22 protein-coding genes are annotated in these 21697 nt (G+C 66.5%); 21 read left to right on the forward strand and 1 reads right to left on the reverse strand.

Features of this window, described 5'->3' with window-relative positions; all coding sequences use genetic code 11:
• Positions 1-2 precede the first annotated feature (2 nt).
• From Q8L25_RS18835 to Q8L25_RS18895, 13 genes are all read left to right on the forward strand, one after another.
• Positions 3-1232 carry an acyl-CoA dehydrogenase family protein gene (locus tag Q8L25_RS18835; RefSeq protein ID WP_308920829.1) on the forward strand — a complete coding sequence of 410 codons (1230 nt, stop codon included), beginning with the start codon at positions 3-5 and terminating at the stop codon, positions 1230-1232.
• Complete coding sequence (locus Q8L25_RS18840; RefSeq protein ID WP_308920830.1) at positions 1229-2347, forward strand: LLM class flavin-dependent oxidoreductase; 1119 nt, start codon at positions 1229-1231, stop codon at positions 2345-2347. Before Q8L25_RS18835 ends, Q8L25_RS18840 begins: the two co-directional genes overlap by 4 nt.
• Positions 2348-2359: 12 nt before the next feature.
• Complete coding sequence (locus Q8L25_RS18845) at positions 2360-3304, forward strand: NAD(P)-dependent oxidoreductase (protein ID WP_308920831.1); 945 nt, start codon at positions 2360-2362, stop codon at positions 3302-3304.
• 82 nt (positions 3305-3386) lie between these two features.
• Complete coding sequence (locus Q8L25_RS18850; protein WP_374694316.1) at positions 3387-4208, forward strand: class II aldolase/adducin family protein; 822 nt, start codon at positions 3387-3389, stop codon at positions 4206-4208.
• A gap of 13 nt (positions 4209-4221) precedes the next feature.
• Positions 4222-5025, forward strand: coding sequence for an energy transducer TonB (locus Q8L25_RS18855; RefSeq protein WP_308920833.1), 804 nt, complete (start codon positions 4222-4224; stop codon positions 5023-5025).
• A 24-nt stretch (positions 5026-5049) separates the two neighbouring features.
• Positions 5050-5832, forward strand: a complete 783-nt coding sequence (gene tolQ, locus Q8L25_RS18860) for a protein TolQ (protein WP_308920834.1) — start codon at positions 5050-5052, stop codon at positions 5830-5832.
• Between the two features lies 1 nt (position 5833).
• Positions 5834-6259 carry a protein TolR gene (tolR, locus tag Q8L25_RS18865; RefSeq protein ID WP_308920835.1) on the forward strand — a complete coding sequence of 142 codons (426 nt, stop codon included), beginning with the start codon at positions 5834-5836 and terminating at the stop codon, positions 6257-6259.
• Between the two features lie 9 nt (positions 6260-6268).
• Positions 6269-7252: an ABC transporter substrate-binding protein gene (locus tag Q8L25_RS18870; protein WP_308920836.1), complete on the forward strand. Its 984-nt coding sequence runs from the start codon at positions 6269-6271 to the stop codon at positions 7250-7252.
• A gap of 100 nt (positions 7253-7352) precedes the next feature.
• On the forward strand, positions 7353-9854 hold the full coding sequence (locus tag Q8L25_RS18875) for a TonB-dependent receptor (protein WP_308920837.1): 2502 nt from the start codon (positions 7353-7355) through the stop codon (positions 9852-9854).
• On the forward strand, positions 9844-10824 hold the full coding sequence (locus Q8L25_RS18880) for an ABC transporter substrate-binding protein (RefSeq protein WP_308920838.1): 981 nt from the start codon (positions 9844-9846) through the stop codon (positions 10822-10824). The genes Q8L25_RS18875 and Q8L25_RS18880 overlap by 11 nt, the downstream gene beginning before the upstream one ends.
• 20 nt (positions 10825-10844) lie before the next feature.
• Positions 10845-12173 carry an LLM class flavin-dependent oxidoreductase gene (locus Q8L25_RS18885; RefSeq protein ID WP_308920839.1) on the forward strand — a complete coding sequence of 443 codons (1329 nt, stop codon included), beginning with the start codon at positions 10845-10847 and terminating at the stop codon, positions 12171-12173.
• A 28-nt stretch (positions 12174-12201) separates the two neighbouring features.
• A complete protein-coding gene (locus Q8L25_RS18890; RefSeq protein WP_308920840.1) occupies positions 12202-12765 on the forward strand; it encodes a cysteine dioxygenase in 564 nt (187 codons plus the stop codon).
• Between the two features lie 20 nt (positions 12766-12785).
• Positions 12786-14414: a rhodanese-related sulfurtransferase gene (locus Q8L25_RS18895; protein ID WP_308920841.1), complete on the forward strand. Its 1629-nt coding sequence runs from the start codon at positions 12786-12788 to the stop codon at positions 14412-14414.
• 7 nt (positions 14415-14421) lie between these two features.
• Here the strand turns inward: Q8L25_RS18895 and Q8L25_RS18900 are convergent, their stop codons facing one another.
• Complete coding sequence (locus Q8L25_RS18900; protein ID WP_308920842.1) at positions 14422-15024, reverse strand: ABATE domain-containing protein; 603 nt, start codon at positions 15022-15024, stop codon at positions 14422-14424.
• Positions 15025-15148: 124 nt separating this feature from the next.
• On the opposite strand from Q8L25_RS18900, the gene Q8L25_RS18905 reads away from it, so the two are divergent.
• From Q8L25_RS18905 to Q8L25_RS18940, 8 genes are all read left to right on the forward strand, one after another.
• On the forward strand, positions 15149-16027 hold the full coding sequence (locus Q8L25_RS18905; RefSeq protein ID WP_308920843.1) for an alpha/beta hydrolase: 879 nt from the start codon (positions 15149-15151) through the stop codon (positions 16025-16027).
• Between the two features lie 32 nt (positions 16028-16059).
• Positions 16060-16446: a hypothetical protein gene (locus Q8L25_RS18910; RefSeq protein WP_308920844.1), complete on the forward strand. Its 387-nt coding sequence runs from the start codon at positions 16060-16062 to the stop codon at positions 16444-16446.
• 120 nt (positions 16447-16566) lie between these two features.
• A complete protein-coding gene (locus Q8L25_RS18915) occupies positions 16567-18210 on the forward strand; it encodes a DUF4394 domain-containing protein (RefSeq protein WP_308920845.1) in 1644 nt (547 codons plus the stop codon).
• Positions 18211-18326: 116 nt separating this feature from the next.
• Positions 18327-18620 carry a metalloregulator ArsR/SmtB family transcription factor gene (locus Q8L25_RS18920; protein WP_308920846.1) on the forward strand — a complete coding sequence of 98 codons (294 nt, stop codon included), beginning with the start codon at positions 18327-18329 and terminating at the stop codon, positions 18618-18620.
• Positions 18614-19894 carry an arsenic transporter gene (locus Q8L25_RS18925; protein ID WP_308920847.1) on the forward strand — a complete coding sequence of 427 codons (1281 nt, stop codon included), beginning with the start codon at positions 18614-18616 and terminating at the stop codon, positions 19892-19894. Before Q8L25_RS18920 ends, Q8L25_RS18925 begins: the two co-directional genes overlap by 7 nt.
• Before the next feature lie 15 nt (positions 19895-19909).
• Positions 19910-20317, forward strand: coding sequence for an arsenate reductase (glutaredoxin) (gene arsC, locus Q8L25_RS18930; RefSeq protein WP_308920848.1), 408 nt, complete (start codon positions 19910-19912; stop codon positions 20315-20317).
• Positions 20310-21005, forward strand: coding sequence for an arsenical resistance protein ArsH (arsH, locus tag Q8L25_RS18935; RefSeq protein ID WP_308920849.1), 696 nt, complete (start codon positions 20310-20312; stop codon positions 21003-21005). Before arsC ends, arsH begins: the two co-directional genes overlap by 8 nt.
• Before the next feature lie 53 nt (positions 21006-21058).
• On the forward strand, positions 21059-21688 hold the full coding sequence (locus tag Q8L25_RS18940) for an NAD(P)H-binding protein (RefSeq protein WP_308920850.1): 630 nt from the start codon (positions 21059-21061) through the stop codon (positions 21686-21688).
• The last annotated feature ends 9 nt before the right edge of the window (positions 21689-21697 follow it).

The raw sequence follows: 21697 nt of genomic DNA on the forward strand, positions 1-21697 counted from the left end.
CCATGTCCTCATCCATCCTGCACCTGCCCACTTCCTCGCACCAGCACCAGCTGGACAGCCCGCAATTTGCCTCGTTGCTGGCTGAATTGACGGCCCGATTTGCCGCCGGCGCGGCACAGCACGACCGCGAGGCCAGCTTCCCGCACGAGAACTTCGAGCATCTGCACGAACTGGGCCTGCTGGCGCTGACCGTGCCGCGTTCCCTCGGCGGCCTGGGCGCCAACCTGGAACAGACGGCGAGAGTCGTTGCCGCCGTGGCGCGCGGCGAACCGTCCACCGCGCTGGTGCTGACCATGCAGTATCTGCACCATGCGTCGAACAAGCACGCCACGCGCTGGCCGCGCCATCTGCTGGAACGGGTGGCGCGCGAGGCGGTGGAAGAGGGCGCGCTGATCAATGCGCTGCGGGTGGAACCGGACCTGGGCACGCCGGCCCGTGGCGGCCTGCCCGCCACCACGGCGCGCCGTACGCCCGAGGGCTGGCGCATCAGCGGCCGAAAAGTGTATTCGACGGGCGTGCCGCGCCTGACCTGGCTGGCCGTGTGGGCCCGCAGCGACGACGCGCTGCCGCTGGTGGGCAGCTGGCTGGTGCACAAGGACACGCCCGGCATCACCATCGTCGAGACCTGGGATCACCTGGGCATGCGCGCCACCGGCAGCCACGACGTGGTTTTCGACGACGTGCTGGTGCCGCTGGACCATGCGGTCGACGTGGCGCCGTTTGGTACGGCGCAGGAACTGGACGCCGAACTGCTGACCTGGATGTCGGTGCTGCTTTCTTCGATCTACGACGCTGTCGCCCGCTCGGCGCGCGACTGGCTGGCGCAGTGGTTGCAAGAAAGGGTGCCGGCCAACCTGGGCGCGCCTTTATCGAGCCTGCCGCGCTTCCAGGAGGCGCTGGGCCTGATCGACACCTGGCTGTTTTCCAACGCCACCCTGATCGCCTCGGCGGCTGCCGGGCGCATCGCGCCGAATGACAGCTTCCGCATCAAATACCTGGTCACCAACCAGGCGATACAGGTGGTGGAAAAAGCCATCGAATTGAGCGGCAATCCGGGCCTGTCGAACGCCAACCCCTTGCAGCGCCATTACCGCGACGTGCTGTGCAGCCGCATCCACACGCCGCAGAACGACACCATTTTAATCAACAGCGGCCGCGCCGCATTTGCAGCACTGTCCGCCCTTGCCACGTCTCTCCCACCCGTCACCACTACCACGAAGGAAGCAAAATGAGCATCGAATTCATCGGCTTTAGCGCCACCCAGGAAGTGTCCGAAACCGTGCTGGGCACGGGTCCCGTCGTCAACAAGGCTTTCCTGGGCGCCGTCGCCCGCGCCCACGAATACGCGGGGTTCGACCGCGTGCTCGTGGCCCACGGCAGCGGCTCCGTCGACGGCTTCCAGGTCGCCTCGTATATCGCCTCGCAAACGGAAAAGCTGGGCATCCTGCTGGCGCACCGTCCGGGCTTTGTCTCGCCGACCCTGGCCGCGCGCCAGCTGGCCACGCTGGACCAGTTCAGCGATGGCCGCCTGGCCGTGCACATTATCAGCGGCGGCGACGACACGGAACAGCAGCGTGACGGCGACTTTTTGAATCACGACCAGCGCTATGCGCGCAGCGACGAATTCCTCGATGTCGTCAAGCAGACCTGGAGCAGCAGCGGCCCGTTCGACCACGACGGCGCCATCTACAAGGTCAAGGGCCAGAACGCCGGCGTGCGTCCGGTGGCGGGCAACCATCTGCCGATCTATTTCGGCGGCTCCTCGGAAGCGGCGATCGACGTGGCCGGCAAGCATGCGGACGTGTATGCGCTGTGGGGCGAATCGCTGGCGCAGGTGGAAGAGATTATCGCCAAGGTGCGTGCGGCGGCCGCCAAATACGGCCGCGCCGACCAGATCCGTTTCAGCCTGTCGCTGCGCCCGGTGCTGGCCGAGACGGAAGAACAGGCCTGGGCCAAGGCCGACGCCATCCTGGCAAAAGCCACCGCCAAGGTCCAGCATAACCCGCATTTCAGCGGCCGCCCGCAGCAGCCCGTCAATGTCGGCTCGCAGCGCCTGCTGGCCACGGCCGCCAACGGCAAGGTGGTCGACGAGCGCCTGTGGACGGGCATCGCCGCGCTGACCAAGGCGGCCGGCAATTCCACGGGACTGGTGGGCACGCCGGAACAGGTGCGCGACGCGCTGTTGAAATACTGGGAATTGGGCGTGACCACGTTCCTGATCCGCGGTTTCGACCCGATCCAGGACGCGCTGCAATACGGCCGCGAGCTGATCCCGCTGGTGCGCGCGGCGATTGCCGAACGCGAAGCGCACGCCGCGCAGCCCGATGCCACCCGCCTGGCCGCCTGAGAAGAGACCGACATGACTGCCTTGACCATCGCCAGCCAGTTCGACCCCAGGGTCAATGCGCTGCTGGCCGCACAAGCCGGCTTGCCGGTGCTGGACCTGGCACCCGGCCCTTTGACCGCGCTGCCCGACGCCGACATCCTGTTCGTGCTGCCGGCGCCGAAAGGCCAGAGTCTGCTGGCGACACAAGCGCCAGAACAATGGCCGTCGCGCGTGCGCTGGGTGCAGCTGGCCTCGGTCGGCATCGATTACTACCCGCCCTGGCTGTTCCAGGGGCCGGTGGTGACCTCGGCGCGCGGCACGGCGTCCGACGCGATCGCCGAATACGTGCTGGCGGCGATTTTTTCCGCCACCAAGCGCATACCCGAGATCTGGCTGGGCGACGCCGGCGACTGGCGCCGTTTGTCGCTGGGCCTGGTCAAGGGATCGACCCTGGGCCTGTACGGCTTCGGTTCCATCGGCCAGGCCTTGGCGCAGCGCGCGCTGGCGCTGGGCGTGAAGGTCATCGCCTTGCGCCGCTCCGGCGCGCCGTTCGAGATAGCTGGCGTGGAAGCGGTGGCCGATCTCGCCACCTTGCTGCAGCGCTCCGACCACCTGGTGCTGGCCGCGCCATCCACGCCCGAGACCCATCACGTGATCGATGCTGCCGCGCTGGCCCATGCCAGGCCACATCTGCACCTGATCAATATCGCGCGCGGCAACCTGGTCGACCACGCGGCGCTGCATGCGGCGCTCGATGCGGGCCAGCTGGCGCTGGCGACGCTGGACGTGACGGAGCCTGAACCGCTGCCCGCCGGCCATGCCTTCTATACGCACCCGAAAGTGAGGCTGTCGCCGCATATCTCGCCCAGCACCGACGCCATCGTGCCGGCCCTGATCGATAAATTCTTGCACAACCTGCGCCATTTCCGCGCCGGCACGCCGTTGAGCGACGTGGTCGACACCGCGCGCGGCTATTGACGCCACTGAATAAACCACAGAACAAGGAAACGTCATGAGCAGCACCGCCCCTTTGTATTCCGCCCCCTTGTCGCGCCCGCACTTGCGCGCCGTGGGCGCCCCCGCGCCACGGCCCGCCATCTACAGCGCGCCGCGTGACGCCAACGGCAATATCATCTTTGCCGAACCGCCGCCGCCACCGACCCTGGCCGCCCAGCGCCAGCACCGCAAGGAGCGCCTGGCCGTGTCGTTCCGCCTGTTTGCCCGCTATGGCTACGACATGGGCGGCGCCGGCCATATCACGGCGCGCGACCCGGAGTTTCCCGACCATTTCTGGGTCAATCCGGCCGGCGTGTATTTCGGCCATATCCGTGTGTCCGACCTGATCCTGGTCAGCCACGACGGCAAGGTGGTCGAAGGCGACGGCCTGCTGAACCGCGCCGCGTTTGCCATCCACTCCGAACTGCACAAGGCGCGCCCCGACGTGATCGCCGCCGCCCATTCGCACGGCCTGTACGGCAAGGCCTTCGCGGCCCAGGGCCGGCTGCTTGACCCGCTGACCCAGGATTCCTGCATGTTCTACGAAGACCACGCGATTTTCCAGGACTTCAGCGGCGTGGTGCTCGATACCAGCGAAGGCGAGCGCATCGCCGAAACGTTGGGGCCGCGCAAGGCCGTGATCCTGCAAAACCATGGCTTGCTGACGGTGGGCGCTTCGGTGGAGTCGGCCGTCTGGCGCTATATCGCGTTTGAAAACGCGGCCCAGGCGCAGTTGCTGTCGGAAGCGGCCGGCCCCACCAAGCCGATCCCGCACGCGGTGGCGCGCCATACGGCGGGCCAGATCGGTTCCGATGCGGGTGGCTGGTTCAGCTTCCAGCCACTGTGGGACGTGATTACCCGCGAAGAGCCTGATTTGTTCGACTGAAAAGGGGATATCCATGAACAGCGCTACCTTGACCTTTGCACCACTGACGCGTGAGCCCGTCGCGGCCCCGGCCACGCCGGTGCTGGCTGTCGCCAGCCTGCCATCGCTGCAACCGGGCACGCCGGCATGGCGCCGCTACCGCGGCGTGCTGATCTCCGGCCTGCTGCATGGCGGCGTGGCGCTGCTGGCCTGGAACCTGGCCGGCTCGCACCCTGCGCCGAAAGCGGTGGCCACGGTGGTGGAACTGATACGCGTGGCGCCGCCGAAAGCCATCGTGCCGCCACCGCCGCCGCCGGAACCGCAGGCCAAGCCGGTGTCGCTGGCGCCGCCAAGGCCCGTGGCAGCCGCTGTCCCTCAACCTAGAACGGTGGAGGCGCCGGCCGCCAGCGCGGAAACGTATAGCGCGCCAACGACGCCGGCGCCCGCCACGACTATCGGTCCCGTGACACCGGTGGCTCCCGCGCCAGCGCCGGCCCCCGCACCAGCTGCCGCCAAACCGGCGCCACCGGCGTCGAAAGTGGTCAGCACGGAAGGCATACCCACCGACTATGTGAACCAGGTGTATGCCCGCATCAACCGCAATGCCGACTATCCGCAGGCGGCCAGGCAGCGCCGCCAGCAGGGCAAGGTGGGCTATGTGCTGACCCTGGACCCGCAGGGCGCGCTGCTGAAAGTGGAGCTGCAACCGTCCGGCGTGGAAGCGCTGGACGAAGCGGCGAAACAGGCCATCGAAGGGGCCGCGCCGTTCCCCAAATTGCCCGACCTGGGCGGCAGTACCTATCTGCTGGCCGGGAATATCGTTTTCAAACTGAATTAGTCAATTGAACCCCTGGAGAACCGCATGAACCCAACCACCATTTCCGCCCATCTGTCGCCGCTGGAGCTGTTCCAGCAGGCCGACCTGATCGTCAAGGCTATCATCGTGCTGCTGATCCTGGCCTCACTGGTCAGCTGGGGCGTGATCATCGACAAGCTGCTGCGCTTCAAGCGCCTGCAGCGCAGCGCCGCCGCGTTTACCACGGCGCTGGCCGGCCAGCCGACCTTGCACCGCCTGGCGCAGCAGCTGCGCGAGCAGCCGCAAGACCCGTTCGCCCGTATCTACCAGGCCATCGCCGGCGAGTGGCAGCACAGCCACCGCCTGCATCTGCATGCGGATGCCTCGGGCCGCGACAGCCTGAAAGAGCGCATCAACCGGGTCGGCCAGAGCGCCAGCAACGTGGAAGCCGAACAGCTGCAAAAGGGACTCTCGGTGCTGGCCACCGTGGGATCGGTGGCGCCGTTCGTCGGCCTGTTCGGCACCGTGTGGGGCATCATGAATGCCTTCCAGGGCATCGCCGCCAGCAACAGCACAAGCCTGGCCGTGGTCGCCCCAGGCATCGCCGAAGCGCTGTTTGCCACGGCGCTCGGCCTGGTGGCGGCGATCCCCGCCGTCGTCGCCTACAACCGCGTGGCTGGTGACCTGAACAGCTATACGGGCCGCCTGGCCACCCTGACGGGACTGGTGGAAGTGCAGCTGTCGCGCCAGCTCGAAGCGGGCGAAACGCAGATCGACAGCGTCGAAGCGACGGCGGGCAAGGCGGAACGCGCCCATGTCGTCGCCGGCTTGACGCCGCAAGGAGCCTGAGATGGGCGCCAAACTGTCAACCGGGTCCGGGCACAGGATCGGTCCCGTCAGCGACATCAACGTCACCCCGCTGGTGGACGTGATGCTGGTGCTGCTGATCGTCTTCATGGTGGCCGCGCCGATGATGGCCACCGGCGTGAAAGTCGACCTGCCGACCGCCAATACCAGGCCGCTGGAGGAACCGAAGCCACCGATCGTCATCAGCATCGACACGGCCGGCACAGTCTACGTCAATGAAAACGCGGCCAAGGCCAGCCCGGCCGACCTGCTGGCCCTGGTGCAGCAGGAATCGAAAGGCGACCATGAGCGCCGCATCCACCTGCGTGCCGACCAGGCGCTTTCCTACGGCAAGGTGGTGGGCACCATGGGCGTGCTGAACGACGCCGGCTACGCCCGCATCGCCCTCGTTTCCGAAGCAGCAAAATAAGGATCCAGCATGGACAACACAACACCGACGCGCCGCCGCTTTTTGACAACCTCGGGACTGGCGCTGCTGGCCGGCGGCCTGGGTGCCTGGGGCCCGGCCTGGGCCGCGCCTCAGCTGGGCGGCACCCTGCTGCGCATCGGCACCTACAAGGGCGGCGACAGCTATTACTTTACCGAAGCGGGGGTGGAAAAAACCCCGTATAAAAGCGCGCTGGCCGAATTTGCGGCCGGTAACCTGATCGTCGAGGCGCTGGCCGCCGGCTCGCTCGACTGCGGCGGCATGAGCGAAATCCCGCCCATCTTCGCGGCCGCCTCCAACGCGCCCATGAAGGTGATCGCCGTGCTGCGCGGCGACGTCAACAACCAGGTGGTGCTGGTGCCGAAAAATTCGGCCATCACCGACGCATCGCAGTTCAAGGGCAAGCGCATCGGCTATGCGCGCTCGACCACTTCGCACTACTTCCTGCTGCAGCTGCTCAAGGAGAAGGGCCTGAGCTTCAAGGATATCGAACCGGTGGCGCTGGCGCCGCAGGATGGTTTCGCGGCCTTCCAGAGCGGCCAGCTGGACGCCTGGGTGATCTTCGGCCTGGTGGTGGAACTGGCCAAGAACCAGGGCGCCCGCGTGCTGCGCACGGCCGACGGCGTCCTGTCGGGCAATTACGTGATCAGCGCTTCTACCCGCGCGATCGCCGACCCGCTCAAGCACGCGGCCATCGGCGACTACCTGCAGCGCATCGCCAAGGTCTATCAATGGATCAATGACCACCCCGAGCAATGGGCCGCCAAAAGCGGGCGCATCGCCGGCGTGCCGCCGCAGCTGTTCCTGAACCAGGTCAGGCTGCGCAGCCAGCCCTACAAGCTGGTGGCGGTCGACGACGCCGCCATCGCCTCGCAGCAACAGGTGGCCGACGCGTTTGCGCAGGCGGGCCTGCTGGCCAGGCGCATTGACGTGGCGCCGCTGTGGGATCGCAGTTTTGCAAAGTATTTGGCGTAATCCAAGGGCAAGGGCCGGTGTCGGACGCGTAGGTCGGATTAGCCGGAACGGCGTAATCCGACAACACCAATATAAAAAACCATCAAACAAGGGAAATCCCATGCTTCACACTTACCAGCCGCTCCGTTTCAAACCCCTGCACCTGGCGCTGTTGGCCTGCGGCGTGGTCACTTCCATGGCGCATGCGCAGAACAGCATCGGCCAGGTCCAGGACGTGGTGGTGACCACCGGCGTGCGCGGCGAGCAGCGCACGGTGGCCGACAGCCCGGCGCCGATCGATGTGATCAATGGCGAACAATTGCTGCACACGGGCCGCGCCGAATTGAGCGAGGCGCTGGCGCGCCTGCTGCCGTCGTTTAACTTCGGCACCAACCAGGCCGGCGTCAATTCGGTGGTGCGCCCCGTCAGCAACCGCGGCATGGGCCCGGCCTACACGCTGGTGCTGGTCAACGGCAAGCGGCGCCACAATGCGGCGCTGCTGACCAATGGCGGCGGCGACACCAGCGGCGTCAATCCGATCGACCTGGACACCATACCGCTGTCCGCCATCGACCATATCGAAGTGCTCAAGGACAGCGCGGCCGCGCAATACGGTTCCGATGCGGTGGCCGGCGTGGTCAATGTGATCCTGAAGACGGGCAATCACGGCGGCTCGCTGGGCGCCACGGCCGGCCGCCTGAAGGAAGGGCAGGGCGACCGCAACAACTTCAAGCTGGAGGCCGATGCCGGCTTCAAGCTTGGTGACGACGGTTTTGTGCATATCGCCGCCAATGCGCGCCAGCGCGGCCAGTCGTGGAACAACTTCAAGTCCACCAACCTGGTCAACTACTCGCCGGCCAGCAATCCGAAGAACGCGACCTGGGACCGCGAAGGCGCGCGCAATGGCGATCCGGGCATCGAAGCCTATAACGTGGCCTTCAATGCGGAGCTGCCGTATGGCGCGACCGGTACCACCTTCTATGCCTTCGGCACGGCCGGCACGCGCAACACCATCGCCGGCAATAACTTCCGCCGCGCGAATGGCCTGGCGACCCTGGGCCAGCTGTTCCCGGACGGGTATTTTGCGCAAAATAACATGAGCGCCTACGACTACCAGCTGAACGCCGGTGCGCGCGGCAAGACGGCCGGCTGGAACTGGGACCTGAGCACGGGCTACGGCAAGAACCGTGCGCGCCAGTACAGCAACCTGACCAGCAATCCCTCGCTGGGCCCCACTTCACCGACCAGTTTCGACAAGCTGGCCGTGTATCAGTTCGAGCAGTGGACCACCAACGAAGATTTTACGCGCGCCTTCGACATCGGCTGGAGCAAACCGCTGCAATGGTCGCTGGGCGCCGAGCAGCGCCTGGAACGCTTCACCACCTATGCCGGCGACCCGCTCGGCTACATCAACGGCGGCTATATCTTCCAGCCGGGCGACCAGGAAGGCAATCCCAACGTGGGCAAACCGGCCGCTGTCGGCGCCCAGGCCGGCGTGGCATTGTCGCCCGCGGACGCCACCCGCGTCACGCGCACGGTGCTGGCGCTGTACAACGATATCGGCTTCTATCCGACGCCGGACTGGTTTGTCGACGTGGCCGTGCGCGGCGAGCACTATAACGACAGCGCCGGCAATACCCTCAGCGGCAAGCTCAATTCGCGCTACGACATCACGCCGCGCGTGGCCCTGCGCGGCACCATCGGCACGGGTTTTCGCGCGCCGGCGCTGACGCAGCTCGGTTATGCGCAGACCGACAACCGCACCAATATCAACCCGGTCACCGGCGAAGTGGCGCCCAGCCTGTCCAAGCTGCTGCGCAACGATTCGACCCTGGCGCGCCAGCTGGGCGCCAAAGACCTGGAGCCGGAAAAGTCGACCAACGTCGGCCTCGGCGTGGTCTTCAAGGCCAGCGACAACGCCAATATCACGCTGGACGCCTACCAGATCCGCATCACCGACCGCATCGTGCGCACCGGCTACATGTTCGGCCCGGCGTTTGCGCCGCTGCTGCGCGCCTCCGGCCTGACGGGCAGCGAATGGGTGCAGTATTTTGCCAATGGCGTCGACACGCGCACGCGCGGCGCCGACCTGGTGGCCGACATCACGTCCGATTACGGCGCGGCCGGCGTGGTGCGCTGGGGCGCGGCGCTGAACTGGAACCGTACGGCGCTGCTGAAGGTCAAGGCGACGCCGGCCGAGATCACGGCGCTGGGCGCCAATCCGGGCGGCACGCAGGTGTGGTACGGCTATGCGGCGGGCGGCGGCATCGGTGATTTGACGGCGGCGCCGCGCACCAAGCTGATTTTGTCGGCACGCTGGTTCGTCGGCGATGTCGATGTCAACCTGCAGACCACGCGCTACGACAAATCGACCTGGCAGACCACGGCCAACCGCGCCCAGGATTATCATTTTGGCGCCAAATGGCTGACGGATCTCGACGTGACCTATGCGCTGGGCAAGAACACCAAGCTGGTGCTGGGCGCGGCCAATCTGTTCAATGTCTTCCCGGACAAGAACGGCCCTGGCGACGCCAACACGGGTTCGTCCGGCTTTGTCTACGGCCCGTCACCGTTCGCGCCCACCGGCGCCTACTACTATGCGAAGGCCTCGTATGACTTTTGATCCCCGGCGCCGCCGCCTGCTGGGCGCACTGCCGGCCGCCGCCTTGCTGGCCGCTTGCGGCGAGAAGGTGCTGGCACCGTCCTCGACCGACCTGTCGAAGGTGACCCTGGTGCTGGGCGACCAGGTCAACCTGCTGCGCTCGAAAGCGGAAGCGGCCGGCGTGCTCGAAGGCGCGCCGTACAAGATCGAATGGGCCAGCTTCCAGGGCGCGGCGCCGCTGTTCGAAGCCGTGGTATCGGGCGATGTCGATACCGCCATGGCGGCCGACACGCCGGCGCTGGCGGCCGCCGCTGGCGGCGCGCGCGTGAAAGTGGTGGCGGCCAGCGTGTCGTCGCCCAAGGCGGTGGCCATCCTGGTGCCGCCCAATTCGTCGATCCTGTCGGTGGCCGATCTGAAGGGCCGTTCGGTGATCGTCTCGTCGGCGCGCGGCAGCGTGGCGCATTATTTGCTGTTTGGCGCGCTGCGCGAGGCGGGCTTGTCGATTGACGACGTGAAGACGGGCTTCATGCTGCCCGGCGACGCGGCAGTGGCGTTTTCCAGCGGCCAGATCGAGGCCTGGGCCACTTTCGGCACCTACCAGGCCAGCGCCGAACTGCGCGGCGCGCGGGTGCTGCGCGATGGCGTCGGCATCAATTCGGGCATCGGCGTGATCGCCGCGTCCGATGCCGCCCTGGCCCATGCGGGCAAGCGCGCCGCGCTGGCCGACGTGCTGCTGCGCCTGGCCAGGTCCAACGTGTGGGCCAATGAACACCCGGATGACTATGCGCGCGTGTTCGAGCGCATCACCAGATTGCCACCCGACGTCGTGAAACTGGTGGTCGGGCGCGACCGTCCGCAGCTGCGCGCGCCGGACCAGCAAATCGTCACGCAACTGCAGCAGGTGGCCGACGCCTTTTACGAAGCCAAACTGTTCCCGCGCCGGGTCGACGCGCAGCAGCTGGTCGACGCCAGCCTGTTCCATCCCGTTTGAATTATTCCAAGGAGCCTTCCATGAGCACAGCACAATTGAAACTCGGTTTTATCCTGCATGGCGTCGGCCCCGGCTGGGGCGACTGGCGCCATGCGGACGCGCATGCGGGCGCCAGCACCGATATCGACTTTTATATCCGCCAGGCCAAACTGGCGGAAAAGGGCAAATTCGATTTCCTGTTTGTCGCCGACAGCGTGCATATCACGGAAAAATCGAGCCCACATTACCTGAACCGCTTCGAGCCGTTGACGATCTTGTCGGCGCTGGCCACCGTCACCAAGAACATCGGCCTGGTGGGTACCCTGACTGTCAGCTACAGCGAGCCGTACACGGTGGCGCGCCAATTTGCCTCGCTCGATCACCTGAGCCATGGGCGCGCGGGCTGGAACGTGGTCACGTCCTGGCTGTCGGGCAGCGCCGAAAACTACGGCAAGCCCCAGCATCCGCCGCATGAAGTGCGCTACCGTATCGCCGCCGAGCATTTGCAGACGGTGCAGGGCCTGTGGGATTCGTGGGAAGACGATGCGCTGACCCACGACAAAGCCAGCGGCCAGTTTTTCGACCCATCGAAACTGCACACGCTGAACCACCACGGCGAATTTTTCCAGGTGCGCGGCCCGTTGAACATCAGCCGTTCGCCGCAGGGCCAGCCGGTGATCTTCCAGGCCGGCGCGTCGGAAGAGGGGCGCAATTTCTCGGCGCGCCATGCGGAAGCGTTCTTTACGGAAGGCTCGACGTTCGAATCGTCGCTCGCGTATTACACGGACATCAAGGCACGCGCCACCGCCTTTGGCCGCCCTGCGGCGCAGCTGGCCGTGCTGCCGGCCCTGCGCGCCATTGTCGGCGAAACCGAGGAAGATTCGCAGCGCTTGTACCAGGAGGCCGTGGCGCTGGTGCGCATCGAAGACGCGCTGGTGGCGCTGGCCCGCTCGTTCAATGAACACGACCTGACGCAGTACGCGCTGGACGAAGCCTTTCCCGATATCGCCCAGTATGGCGCGCAAAGCAACCGCAGCGCCTCCGAGCGCATTATCCGCACGGCAAAGGAGGAAAACCTGACGCTGCGCCAGACGGCGTTGCGCCAGGCCAGCCCGCGCCAGGAATTTGTCGGCACCGGTGTACAGGTGGCCGATGCGATCGAGCGCTGGTTCAAGGGCGGCGCGGCCGACGGTTTTATCCTGTTCGAATCCCTGCCTTACCAGCTCGACGCCTTTGTCGACCATGTGGTGCCGGTGCTGCAGGAGCGGGGACTGCTGCGCCGCGAATACACGCACAGCACCCTGCGCGGCAACCTGGGTTTGCCGGTGCCGGAAAACCGCAACACGGCCGCGCGCCGCCAGGCCGCGTAAGCCGCTACCATCGCATCAGGAGACGATCATGACGACACATGCCGATTTGCCGGCGCCCTTGAAAAAGCTGGTCACCGGTTTCGAGGCGCTGCTGGAACAAAACGCGGCCGAAGCGGTGGTGGTGGCGCAGGGCGGGGCGCTGCTGCGCACCTTGCTGGCCACCGACGACTGGTTGCCGGACGCCGCCGCGCAGCCAGACCCGCAATACTACCGCCAGTACCTGCTGTACCGCGATCCGCAGGCGCGCTTTTCCGTGGTCAGCTTTGTGTGGGGGCCGGGCCAGGCCACGCCCATCCACGACCATACCGTATGGGGCCTGATCGGCCTGTTGCGCGGCGCCGAGATTTCGCAGGATTTTCGCCGCACGCCCGATGGGGCGCTGGAAAAGGTGGGCCCGCCGCAGCGCCTGGAAACGGGCGCGGTGACGGCCGTCTCGCCCGCCATCGGCGATATCCACCAGGTGGCCAACGCCCATGACGACCGCGTCTCGATCGGCATCCATATCTATGGCGCCGATATCGGCGCGGTGGATCGCTCCGTGTTTACACCGGAGGGCGCAGTCAAGCCCTTCCGTTCCGGCTACGCCAATTAATCATTTTGAATGAGCAGACCATGACCAAGAATCCCGCAACAAACGGCCTGGCCGTCTTCCCCCGCCGCAGCTACCAGCAGGTGCGCGAACAATTGCTGGCCGGGCGCGAGATCGCGCTGCTCGACGTGCGCGAGGAAGACCCGCACGCCCAGGCCCACCCGCTGTTTGCCGCCAACCTGCCGCTGGGCCGCATCGAGCTCGATGCCTGGACCAAGCTGCCGCGCCGCGACGTGCCCGTCGTGCTGATCGACGGCGGCGAAGGGCTGGACCAGATCGCGGCCGAGCGCCTGCGCACCCTGGGTTACACGGACGTAGCGCTGTTCGACGGCGGCATAGACGGCTGGCGCGCGGCCGGCGGCGAGTTGTTCCGCGACGTGAATGTGCCGAGCAAGGCCTTCGGCGAGCTGGTGGAAGAAGAGGCGCATACGCCATCCCTGAGCGCCGAGGAACTGCAGGCCCTGATCGATGCGAAAGCCGATATCGTTATCCTCGACGCGCGCCGCTACGACGAATACCACACCATGAGCATCCCCGGCAGCATCAGCGTGCCGGGCGCGGAGCTGGCGCTGCGCGCGCGCGCCATCGCGCCCGATCCCGCCACCACCATCGTCGTCAACTGCGCCGGCCGCACGCGCAGCATTATCGGCACGCAGTCGCTGCGCAATGCCGGCGTGCCGAATCCGGTGGCGGCGCTGCGCAACGGCACCATCGGCTGGACCCTGGCGGGCCAGCAGCTGCAGCATGGCCAGACGCGCGTCTATCCAGACGATGCGGAGCATGGCCAGCAGGAGGTGGTGCAGACGCGTGCGCGGGCGCTGGCCGACCGCGCCGGCGTGCAGCGCATCGATGCCGGTGGCCTCTCGGCCTTGCAGGCCGATGCCGGGCGCACCACGTACTGCCTCGACGTGCGCAGCCCGGCCGAATTTGCGCTGGGCAGCCTGGCCGGCTTTCGCAGCGCGCCCGGTGGCCAGCTGGTGCAGGAAACCGAACAGTTCGGCCCCGTGCGCGGTGCGCGTTTCGTGCTGGCCGACGACGACGGCGTGCGCGCCAACCTGACGGCGTCGTGGCTGCGCCAGATGAACATTGAGGTGCATGTGGTCGATGGCCTGTCATCGCTTGACTTCAAGTCGCAGCAAGGCTGGAGCGCGCCGCTGCCGCCGCTGCCGGTGGTCGATGAGGTGAGCCCGGCGCAGCTGGCCCAGTGGCTGGCCGAGGATCCCGTGCACACGGTGGTGCTGGACTTTACCAGCGGCGTCAACTACAACAAGCGCCATGTCGCCGGCGCCTGGTTCGCGCTGCGCTCCGACCTGCGCGCGGCGCTGGCGAAACTGCCGGGCGACACGCGCCGCTATGTGCTGACCTGCGGCAGCAGCCTGCTGGCGCGCTTTGCCAGTGCCGACCTGCGCGAGATCACCGGCGCGCCCGTGTTCGTGCTGGCCGGGGGCACGGCGGCGTGGGCCGAACAGGGCCTGCCGCTGGAAACCGGGCCGACCCGCCTGGCCTCGCCCCTGATCGACCGCTATCGCCGGCCGTATGAAGGCACCGACAACCAGCGCGAGCAGATGCAGGCCTATCTCGACTGGGAGTTTGGCCTGGTGGCGCAGCTGGGGCGCGACGGCACGCATGGTTTCAAGGTGCTGCGCGATTAACCGTTCTCTAAGCGTTCTTTTTCCTGAACTGCGCCGCCTTGTAGCGGTTGCCGCACAAGGCCATGCTGCACCAGCGGCGCTTGTGGGCCTTGGTGCGGTCGACAAACCACAGGATGCAATCGGGGTGTTCGCACTGCTTGACGAGGGCGAAATCGCCCTCCGCCAGCAGCTGCGCGACGGCTTCGGCGACCGGCCCGAGCAGGCAGGCGAGGGCGTTTGCGCGCGCGCGGCGGCCCAACATCAGCTGGCCATCGGCGCCGCGCTCCAGTAGCGGCGCGCTCAGGTAGGCCTGCAGATACGTGTTCAGGCCGTCGATATCTCCTTCCTTGCCGTCCTTGCCATTCTTGCACCTCGTGATCAGCTGCTGCGCCAGCGCGCGCAGCGCCTGCGCCTGTTCCAGCAAGGCTGCCAGGTCGACCGGCCCCGCATCGGGCGCCGGCGTGATGCCGCAGCGCGCCAGCCAGCGCAGCACATCGTCTCCCGTCCTCCAGAACTCCTGCAATTCGCCATGGCTGCGCGCCTGCGTGTTGATCAAGTCCATCGCCAGGTGGTCGCCCAGCAAGGGCGCTTCCGGTGCCGTGGAAGCCTGTTGAATTCCTGAATAGTGCATTAAGTAACCTCTTAAAAATAACTTGACAGGTTACTTTGTGCTGCCCATACTGGACTAAAGTAACCTTTAAAGAGTAATTATAATAGTTATTCAAAACCTTGCCCAACTGATTGAAGGAGTCATCATGTCCATCCAGGTTCATTACCACACCATTGCCATAGACGGCGTCGAGCTGTTCTACCGCGAAGCCGGTGCGCCCGATGCGCCGACGCTGTTGCTGCTGCACGGCTTCGGCGCCTCGTCTCATATGTTCCGCGACATGATGCCGCAACTGGCGCGCCACTACCATGTGATCGCGCCGGACCTGCCAGGCTTCGGGCAGACCAGCGTGTTGCCGGATGCGTCGTTCGAGTACACCTTCGACCGGCTGGCGGCGGTGATCGACGCGTTTACCGTCGCCAGGGGGCTGGACCGCTATGCGCTGTATGTGTTCGACTACGGCGCGCCGGTCGGCTGGCGCCTGGCGGTGAACCACCCCGAAAAAATCACCGCCATCGTCAGCCAGAACGGCAATGCCTATGAAGAGGGCCTGAGCGAGGGCTGGGCCGACATGCGCCGTGCCTGGGCCGAGCCGACTGCCGCCAACCGCGAGGCGCTGCGCCGCTTCAACACGCTGGAGATGACGAAGTGGCAGTACACGCAAGGCGTGAAGGATGCGAGCCTGATCGCGCCGGAACCGTGGCAGCTGGCCCATGCGGCCATCGAGCGCATCGGCGTCGAAGCGCAGATGGACCTGCTGCTCGACTACGGCCAGAACATCAAGCAGTACGCGCAGCTGCACGACTACTTCCGCCGCCATCTGCCGCCGACCCTGGCGATCTGGGGCCGCAACGATCCGTTTTTCATCCCGGCTGGCGCCGAGGCGTTCAAGCGCGACAATCCCGATGCCGAGGTGCGCTTTCTCGATACCGGCCACTTCGCCATCGAAACCCATGGCGCCGAGATCGCGGCGGCGATGCTGGACTTCCTCGGCCGCCATATCGGGCGCGCCGCGCTGGCCTGATCAGTTAGCATGGCGGCAAGGGGGATGGAACGATGAAACTTAAATTCGTGGTGGGGATTGCGGCCTTGCTGGCGACGCACGGCGCCTTTGCGACCAGGCCTTGCCCGCCGCAGTTTGCCGAGTGCGGTCCGAATCCGTTTTATTCGCTGGTGGCCGGTATGTCGCAGGTGTGCGCCGAGCGCGATCCGGCGCGCGCCGCGCTGTACCGGTCCATATTGGCCGGTGTCGTGTCGCAGTACCCGCAGGCCTATGCGCAGCTCGATGCCGATCCGGGCTTCCGTAAGGAGCTGGCGGAGGTGGTGGGAGAGCTGCGCGCCATGAACGCGGAAAAAATACAGAAGGAATGCGGCGGCTTCATTGTCGATGGCCAGGCGCCCGCGGTTCCGTCACCGCCTGCGTCCGCTCCGGGATCGAGGTGAGCCAGGAAATTTATTTTGCATGGCCTGCATCCAAAGCCGCATCCGGTGGGTAGTAGAGAGGTGCGCTCCCTGTTTTCGCAGGCGGGCGTCACCTCTACAACCATTACAGGAGCCACGACCATGCCCCAACTGCCGTTTGCCAAGCTGCTGCTTGTTTCCTCGATTGCCCTGTCCCTCGCCGCTTGCGGCGGCAGCGACAATGACGATGTCGTCACGCCACCACCGACCACGCTGCCGGTGCTGACGGCGGGCGATGTGTTCGTGCTCACCGCCAGCAACAAGCTGATCTCGTTCGACCGCGCCTCGCCTGGCGCGGTGCGCACCACGGTCGCCATCACGGGCCTGCAATCGGGCGAAAACCTGCTGGGCATCGATTTCCGTCCGGCCGACGGTCAGTTGTATGCCGTCAGCAGCACCGGCCGCATCTATGTGATCAATGGCGGCACGGGCGCGGCCACCCTGAAGGCGACCCTGGCGGCCGATGCCACCGACACTACGGCGCCGTTCACGGCGCTGGCCGGCACCGCCTTCGGCGTCGATTTCAATCCGGTCGCCGACCGCCTGCGCATCGTCAGCAACACGGGGCAGAGCCTGCGCATCAATGTCGACACGGGCGCCACCACCACCGATGGCAATATCAACGGCGGCGCGGCCAATACCGCCATCACGGCCGCCGCCTACACCAACAGCTTTGCCGGCACCGCCAGCACCACGCTGTTCGTGATCGACGCGGCCAACAGCACCCTGTACACGCAAAATCCACCGAACAACGGCACCCTGGCCAGCCCGGTGCCGCTGGGCGTCACCGCCACCGCCGTGACGGGTTTCGATATCGATGCGCGTACCAATACCGGCTACGCCATCATGACGGTGGGCGGCGTGCGCAATCTGTATGCGGTCAACCTGTCGGCCACCACGGCGCCGGCCACCTTCGTGGTGTCCGTGGCCGGTGGCGAAGAGCTGCGCGGCATCGCCCTCAAGACGCCTGCCGCGCCCGTCGCCTACGGCCTGACGGACGACAGCCGCATCGTTACCTTCAAGACCGCCACGCCGAACACCCTCGACGCCAATGTGGCCGTCAGCGGCCTGGCTGCGGGCGAACGCCTGCTGGGCTTTGACGTGCGGCCCAAGGATGGCCTGCTGTATGGCATCTCGTCGAACGCGCGCATCGTCACCATCGACCCGGCCACCGGCGTGGCAACCGTCAAGGCGACCCTGTCTGCCGATGCGGCCGACACCACCGCGCCGTACACGGCGATCGCCGGCACCGCCTTCGGCGTCGACTTCAACCCGGTGGCCGACCGCCTGCGCGTGATCGGCAATACGGGCCAGAGCCTGCGCATCAATGTCGACACGGGCGCCACCACCACCGATGGCGCCATCAACCGCGCCGGCGCGCTGCCGGTCGTCACGGCCGCCGCCTATACCAACAGCATTGCCGGCGCCACGGCCACCGCCTTGTACGATATCGATACGGCCAGCGCCAGCCTGGCGCTGCAAAATCCGCCGAACGACGGCACCCTGGTCAATGTGGGCCTGCTGGGTGTGCTGCCGGCCGGCGACGTCGGCTTCGATATCGCCGGCGGCGCCAATGGCCTGGCGCTGGCGGCGCTGCGTACCACGCCGACCGGCGCGAGCTCGCTGTACCGCATCGACCTGACGACAGGCGCGGCGGTCCTGGTTGGCGGCGCCACAACGCCGGCCACCTCGCTGGTCGGCAACGGCCAAGTGGGCTTGACCGACTTGGCGATCGCCATCAAGTAAGGTAGCCGATGGTGTAGTGACCCGGCCCGGCCTGCTTGCTCCTGCAAGCTGGCCGGGCTTTACATTGCTTCCACATTTCGATTATTATTGAAACGTCGAATTAATTATCGGATCTTATGCAAACCCAATCTGCCCTGGCCGCCCTGGCGGCCCTGGCCCAGGAATCGCGCCTGGCCGTTTTCCGCTTGCTGGTGCAGGCCGGTCCCGACGGCATGGCCGCCAGCAAGATCGCCGAACACCTGGCCATCGCGCCGTCGTCGCTGTCGTTCCACCTGAAAGAGCTGTCGCACGCGCAGCTGGTGACGGCGCGCCAGGACGGGCGCTTCATCATCTACGCCGCGCAGATGGACAGCATGAACGCGCTGATCGGCTTCCTGACCGAAAACTGCTGTGGCGGTGCGCCATGCTGACCGCCTTTGCCATCTTTGCCGCCACCCTGGCACTGGTGATCTGGCAGCCGCGCGGCCTGGGCATCGGCTGGAGCGCGGTGCTGGGCGCGGCCGTGGCGCTGGCGGCCGGCGTGATCGCGCCGTCCGATATTCCCGCCGTCTGGCAGATCGTGTGGAATGCCACCGGCGCCTTTGTCGCCGTCATCATCATCAGCCTGCTGCTGGACCAGGCCGGCTTTTTCGAATGGGCCGCGCTGCACGTGGCGCGGTGGGGAGGCGGCAGCGGGCACCGGCTGTTCGTGCTGCTGGTGCTGCTGGGCGCGGCGGTGGCGGCCATTTTCGCCAATGACGGCGCGGCCCTGATCCTCACGCCCATCGTGATCGCCATGCTGCGCGAACTGAAGTTTTCCGCCAGGGCCATGCTGGCCTACGTGATGGCGGCCGGCTTTATCGCCGATACGGCCAGCCTGCCGCTGGTGGTGTCGAACCTGGTCAATATCGTTTCGGCCGACTATTTCCATATCGGTTTTGCCCGCTATGCATCGGTGATGGCGCCGGTCAACGTGGTCGCCGTGCTGGCCAGCCTGCTGGTGCTGCTGGCCTTTTTTCGCCACGATATCCCGCGCGACTACGACCTGGCGCAGCTGGGCCGGCCGTCCGCCGCCATTCGCGACGGCGCCACCTTCAAGGCGGGCTGGCTGGTGCTGGCGCTGCTGCTGGCCGGCTTTTTCTGGCTCGAGCCGGCCGGCGTGCCGATCAGCGCCGTCGCCGCGGCGGGCGCCGGCGTGCTGCTGCTGGTGGCCGGGCGCGGCCCGGTGATTTCCACCCGCGCCGTGCTGCGCGGCGCGCCGTGGCAGATCGTGATTTTTTCGCTCGGCATGTACATGGTGGTGTACGGCTTGCGCAATGCGGGCCTGACCGGCTACCTGACGGGCTTGCTCGACCATTTCGCGCACTACGGCGTATGGGGTGCGGCCATAGGCACCGGCGTATTGACGGCGCTGCTGTCGTCGGTGATGAACAATCTGCCCACCGTGCTGGTGGGCGCGCTGGCCATCGAACCGACCACCGCCCACGGCGCCGTGCGCGAGGCGATGATCTACGCGAACGTGATCGGCAGCGACCTGGGGCCGAAGATCACGCCGATCGGCAGCCTGGCCACCTTGCTGTGGCTGCATGTGCTGGACCAGAAGAACATCCATATCTCCTGGGGCTATTACTTCCGCGTCGGCCTGGTGCTGACGGTGCCGGTACTGCTCCTGACCCTGGCGGCGCTGGCGCTGCGTCTGAACTGAACTGAAAGGCTGAACATGGACATCGTGATTTACCACAACCCCGCCTGCGGCACGTCGCGCAACACGCTGGCGCTGATACGCAATACGGGCGCCGAGCCGCAGGTCATCGAGTACCTGCAACACCCGCCCTCGCGCGAAGTGCTGGCCGGCCTGGTCGCGCGCGCCGGCCTGACGGTGCGCGAAGCGATCCGCCAGAAAGATACGCCTTACCTGGAACTGGGGCTCGACGATCCGGCGATAGGCGATGCGGCGCTGCTGGACGCCATGCTGGCCCATCCCATCCTGATCAACCGGCCGTTTGTCGCCACGCCGCTCGGCGTGCGCCTGTGCCGGCCGTCGGAGGTGGTGCTGGGAATCCTGCCGTTGCCGCAACTGGCGCCGTTTGCCAAGGAAGACGGACAGCGCGTGGTGCCCCATGACTGAGATTGCCGGCATGCCCAACCTGAGCGCGGCACATGTCGATGCGCCGACCGTTGAAAAACTCTCACCGGCGGCGATGACGCATGCGCCGCGCATCCTGCTGCTGTATGGCTCCCTGCGCGACCGCTCGTTCAGCCGTTTGCTGGTGCTGGAGGCCGAGCGCCTGCTGCGCCATTTCGGCGCCGAGACGCGCGTGTTCGATCCGCACGGCCTGCCGATGGTCGACAGCGTCGGCGCCGACCACCCCAAGGTGCAGGAGCTGCGCGAACTGTCGCTGTGGTCGGAAGGGCAGGTGTGGTGCAGCCCCGAACGCCATGGCGCCGTGACGGGCGTGTTCAAGTCGCAGATCGACTGGCTGCCGCTTGAACTGGGCAGCGTGCGCCCGACCCAGGGCCGCACCCTGGCCGTGATGCAGGTGTCGGGCGGTTCGCAATCGTTCAATGCCGTCAACGGCCTGCGCGTGCTGGGACGCTGGATGCGCATGGTGACCATACCGAACCAGTCGTCGGTGGCCAAGGCCTGGCAGGAATTCGGCGACGATGACCGCATGAAGCCCTCGGCCTATTACGACCGCCTGGTCGACGTGATGGAGGAACTGGTGAAATTTACCCTGATCGTGCGCGAGCGCAGCGACTATCTCACCAGCCGCTATAGCGAACGGAAGGCGGCGCAGCAGGATTTTCCGTTGTAGCCGGTCAGCGCCATGCTGTATCGTGTGGCGTACAAGCGAACAAGGAGAACCCGATGCAATTGCTACTGGTGGGCGCCACCGGCCTGGTGGGCCGGCATGTGCTGCGCCTGGCGCTGGCGGACGCGCGCGTGACAACGGTGGTGGCGTTGGCGCGCAAGCCCTTGCCGGCGCACCCGAAACTGATCGCGCCGTTGATCGATTTTGACGCGCTGGCGCCCGATGCGAGCTGGTGGCGGGCCGATGCCGTGATCTGTGCGTTGGGCACGACCATGAAGGTGGCCGGTTCGCAAGCGGCGTTTAGCAAGGTCGACTTTGACTACCCGCTGGCCGTGGCGCGCCTGGCCCGGGCGGCCGGCACGCCGGCCTACGTGCTCAATTCGGCGGCCGGCGCTAATCCGGCTTCGCGGTTTTTCTACAACCGGGTCAAGGGCGAACTGGAACGCGCACTGGCGACTTTGGACTTTGCCTCGCTGACGCAGGTGCGCCCGGGATTGATCGGCGGCGAACGCGAGTCGGTGCGCACCGGCGAGGCGGCATTGGCCATTGTCTTGGGTGCGCTGGCGCCGGTGCTGCCCCGGCGCTGGCGCATCAATCCGGCAGAGCGCATCGCGCAGGCGCTGCTGGAGGCGGCGGTGGCCAGCGCGCCCGGCGTGCACGTCGTCAGCTCCGACCATTTGTCCTGAAGAACAAGG

Source organism: Janthinobacterium sp. J1-1 (genome assembly GCF_030944405.1).
GTDB lineage: Bacteria > Pseudomonadota > Gammaproteobacteria > Burkholderiales > Burkholderiaceae_D > Janthinobacterium.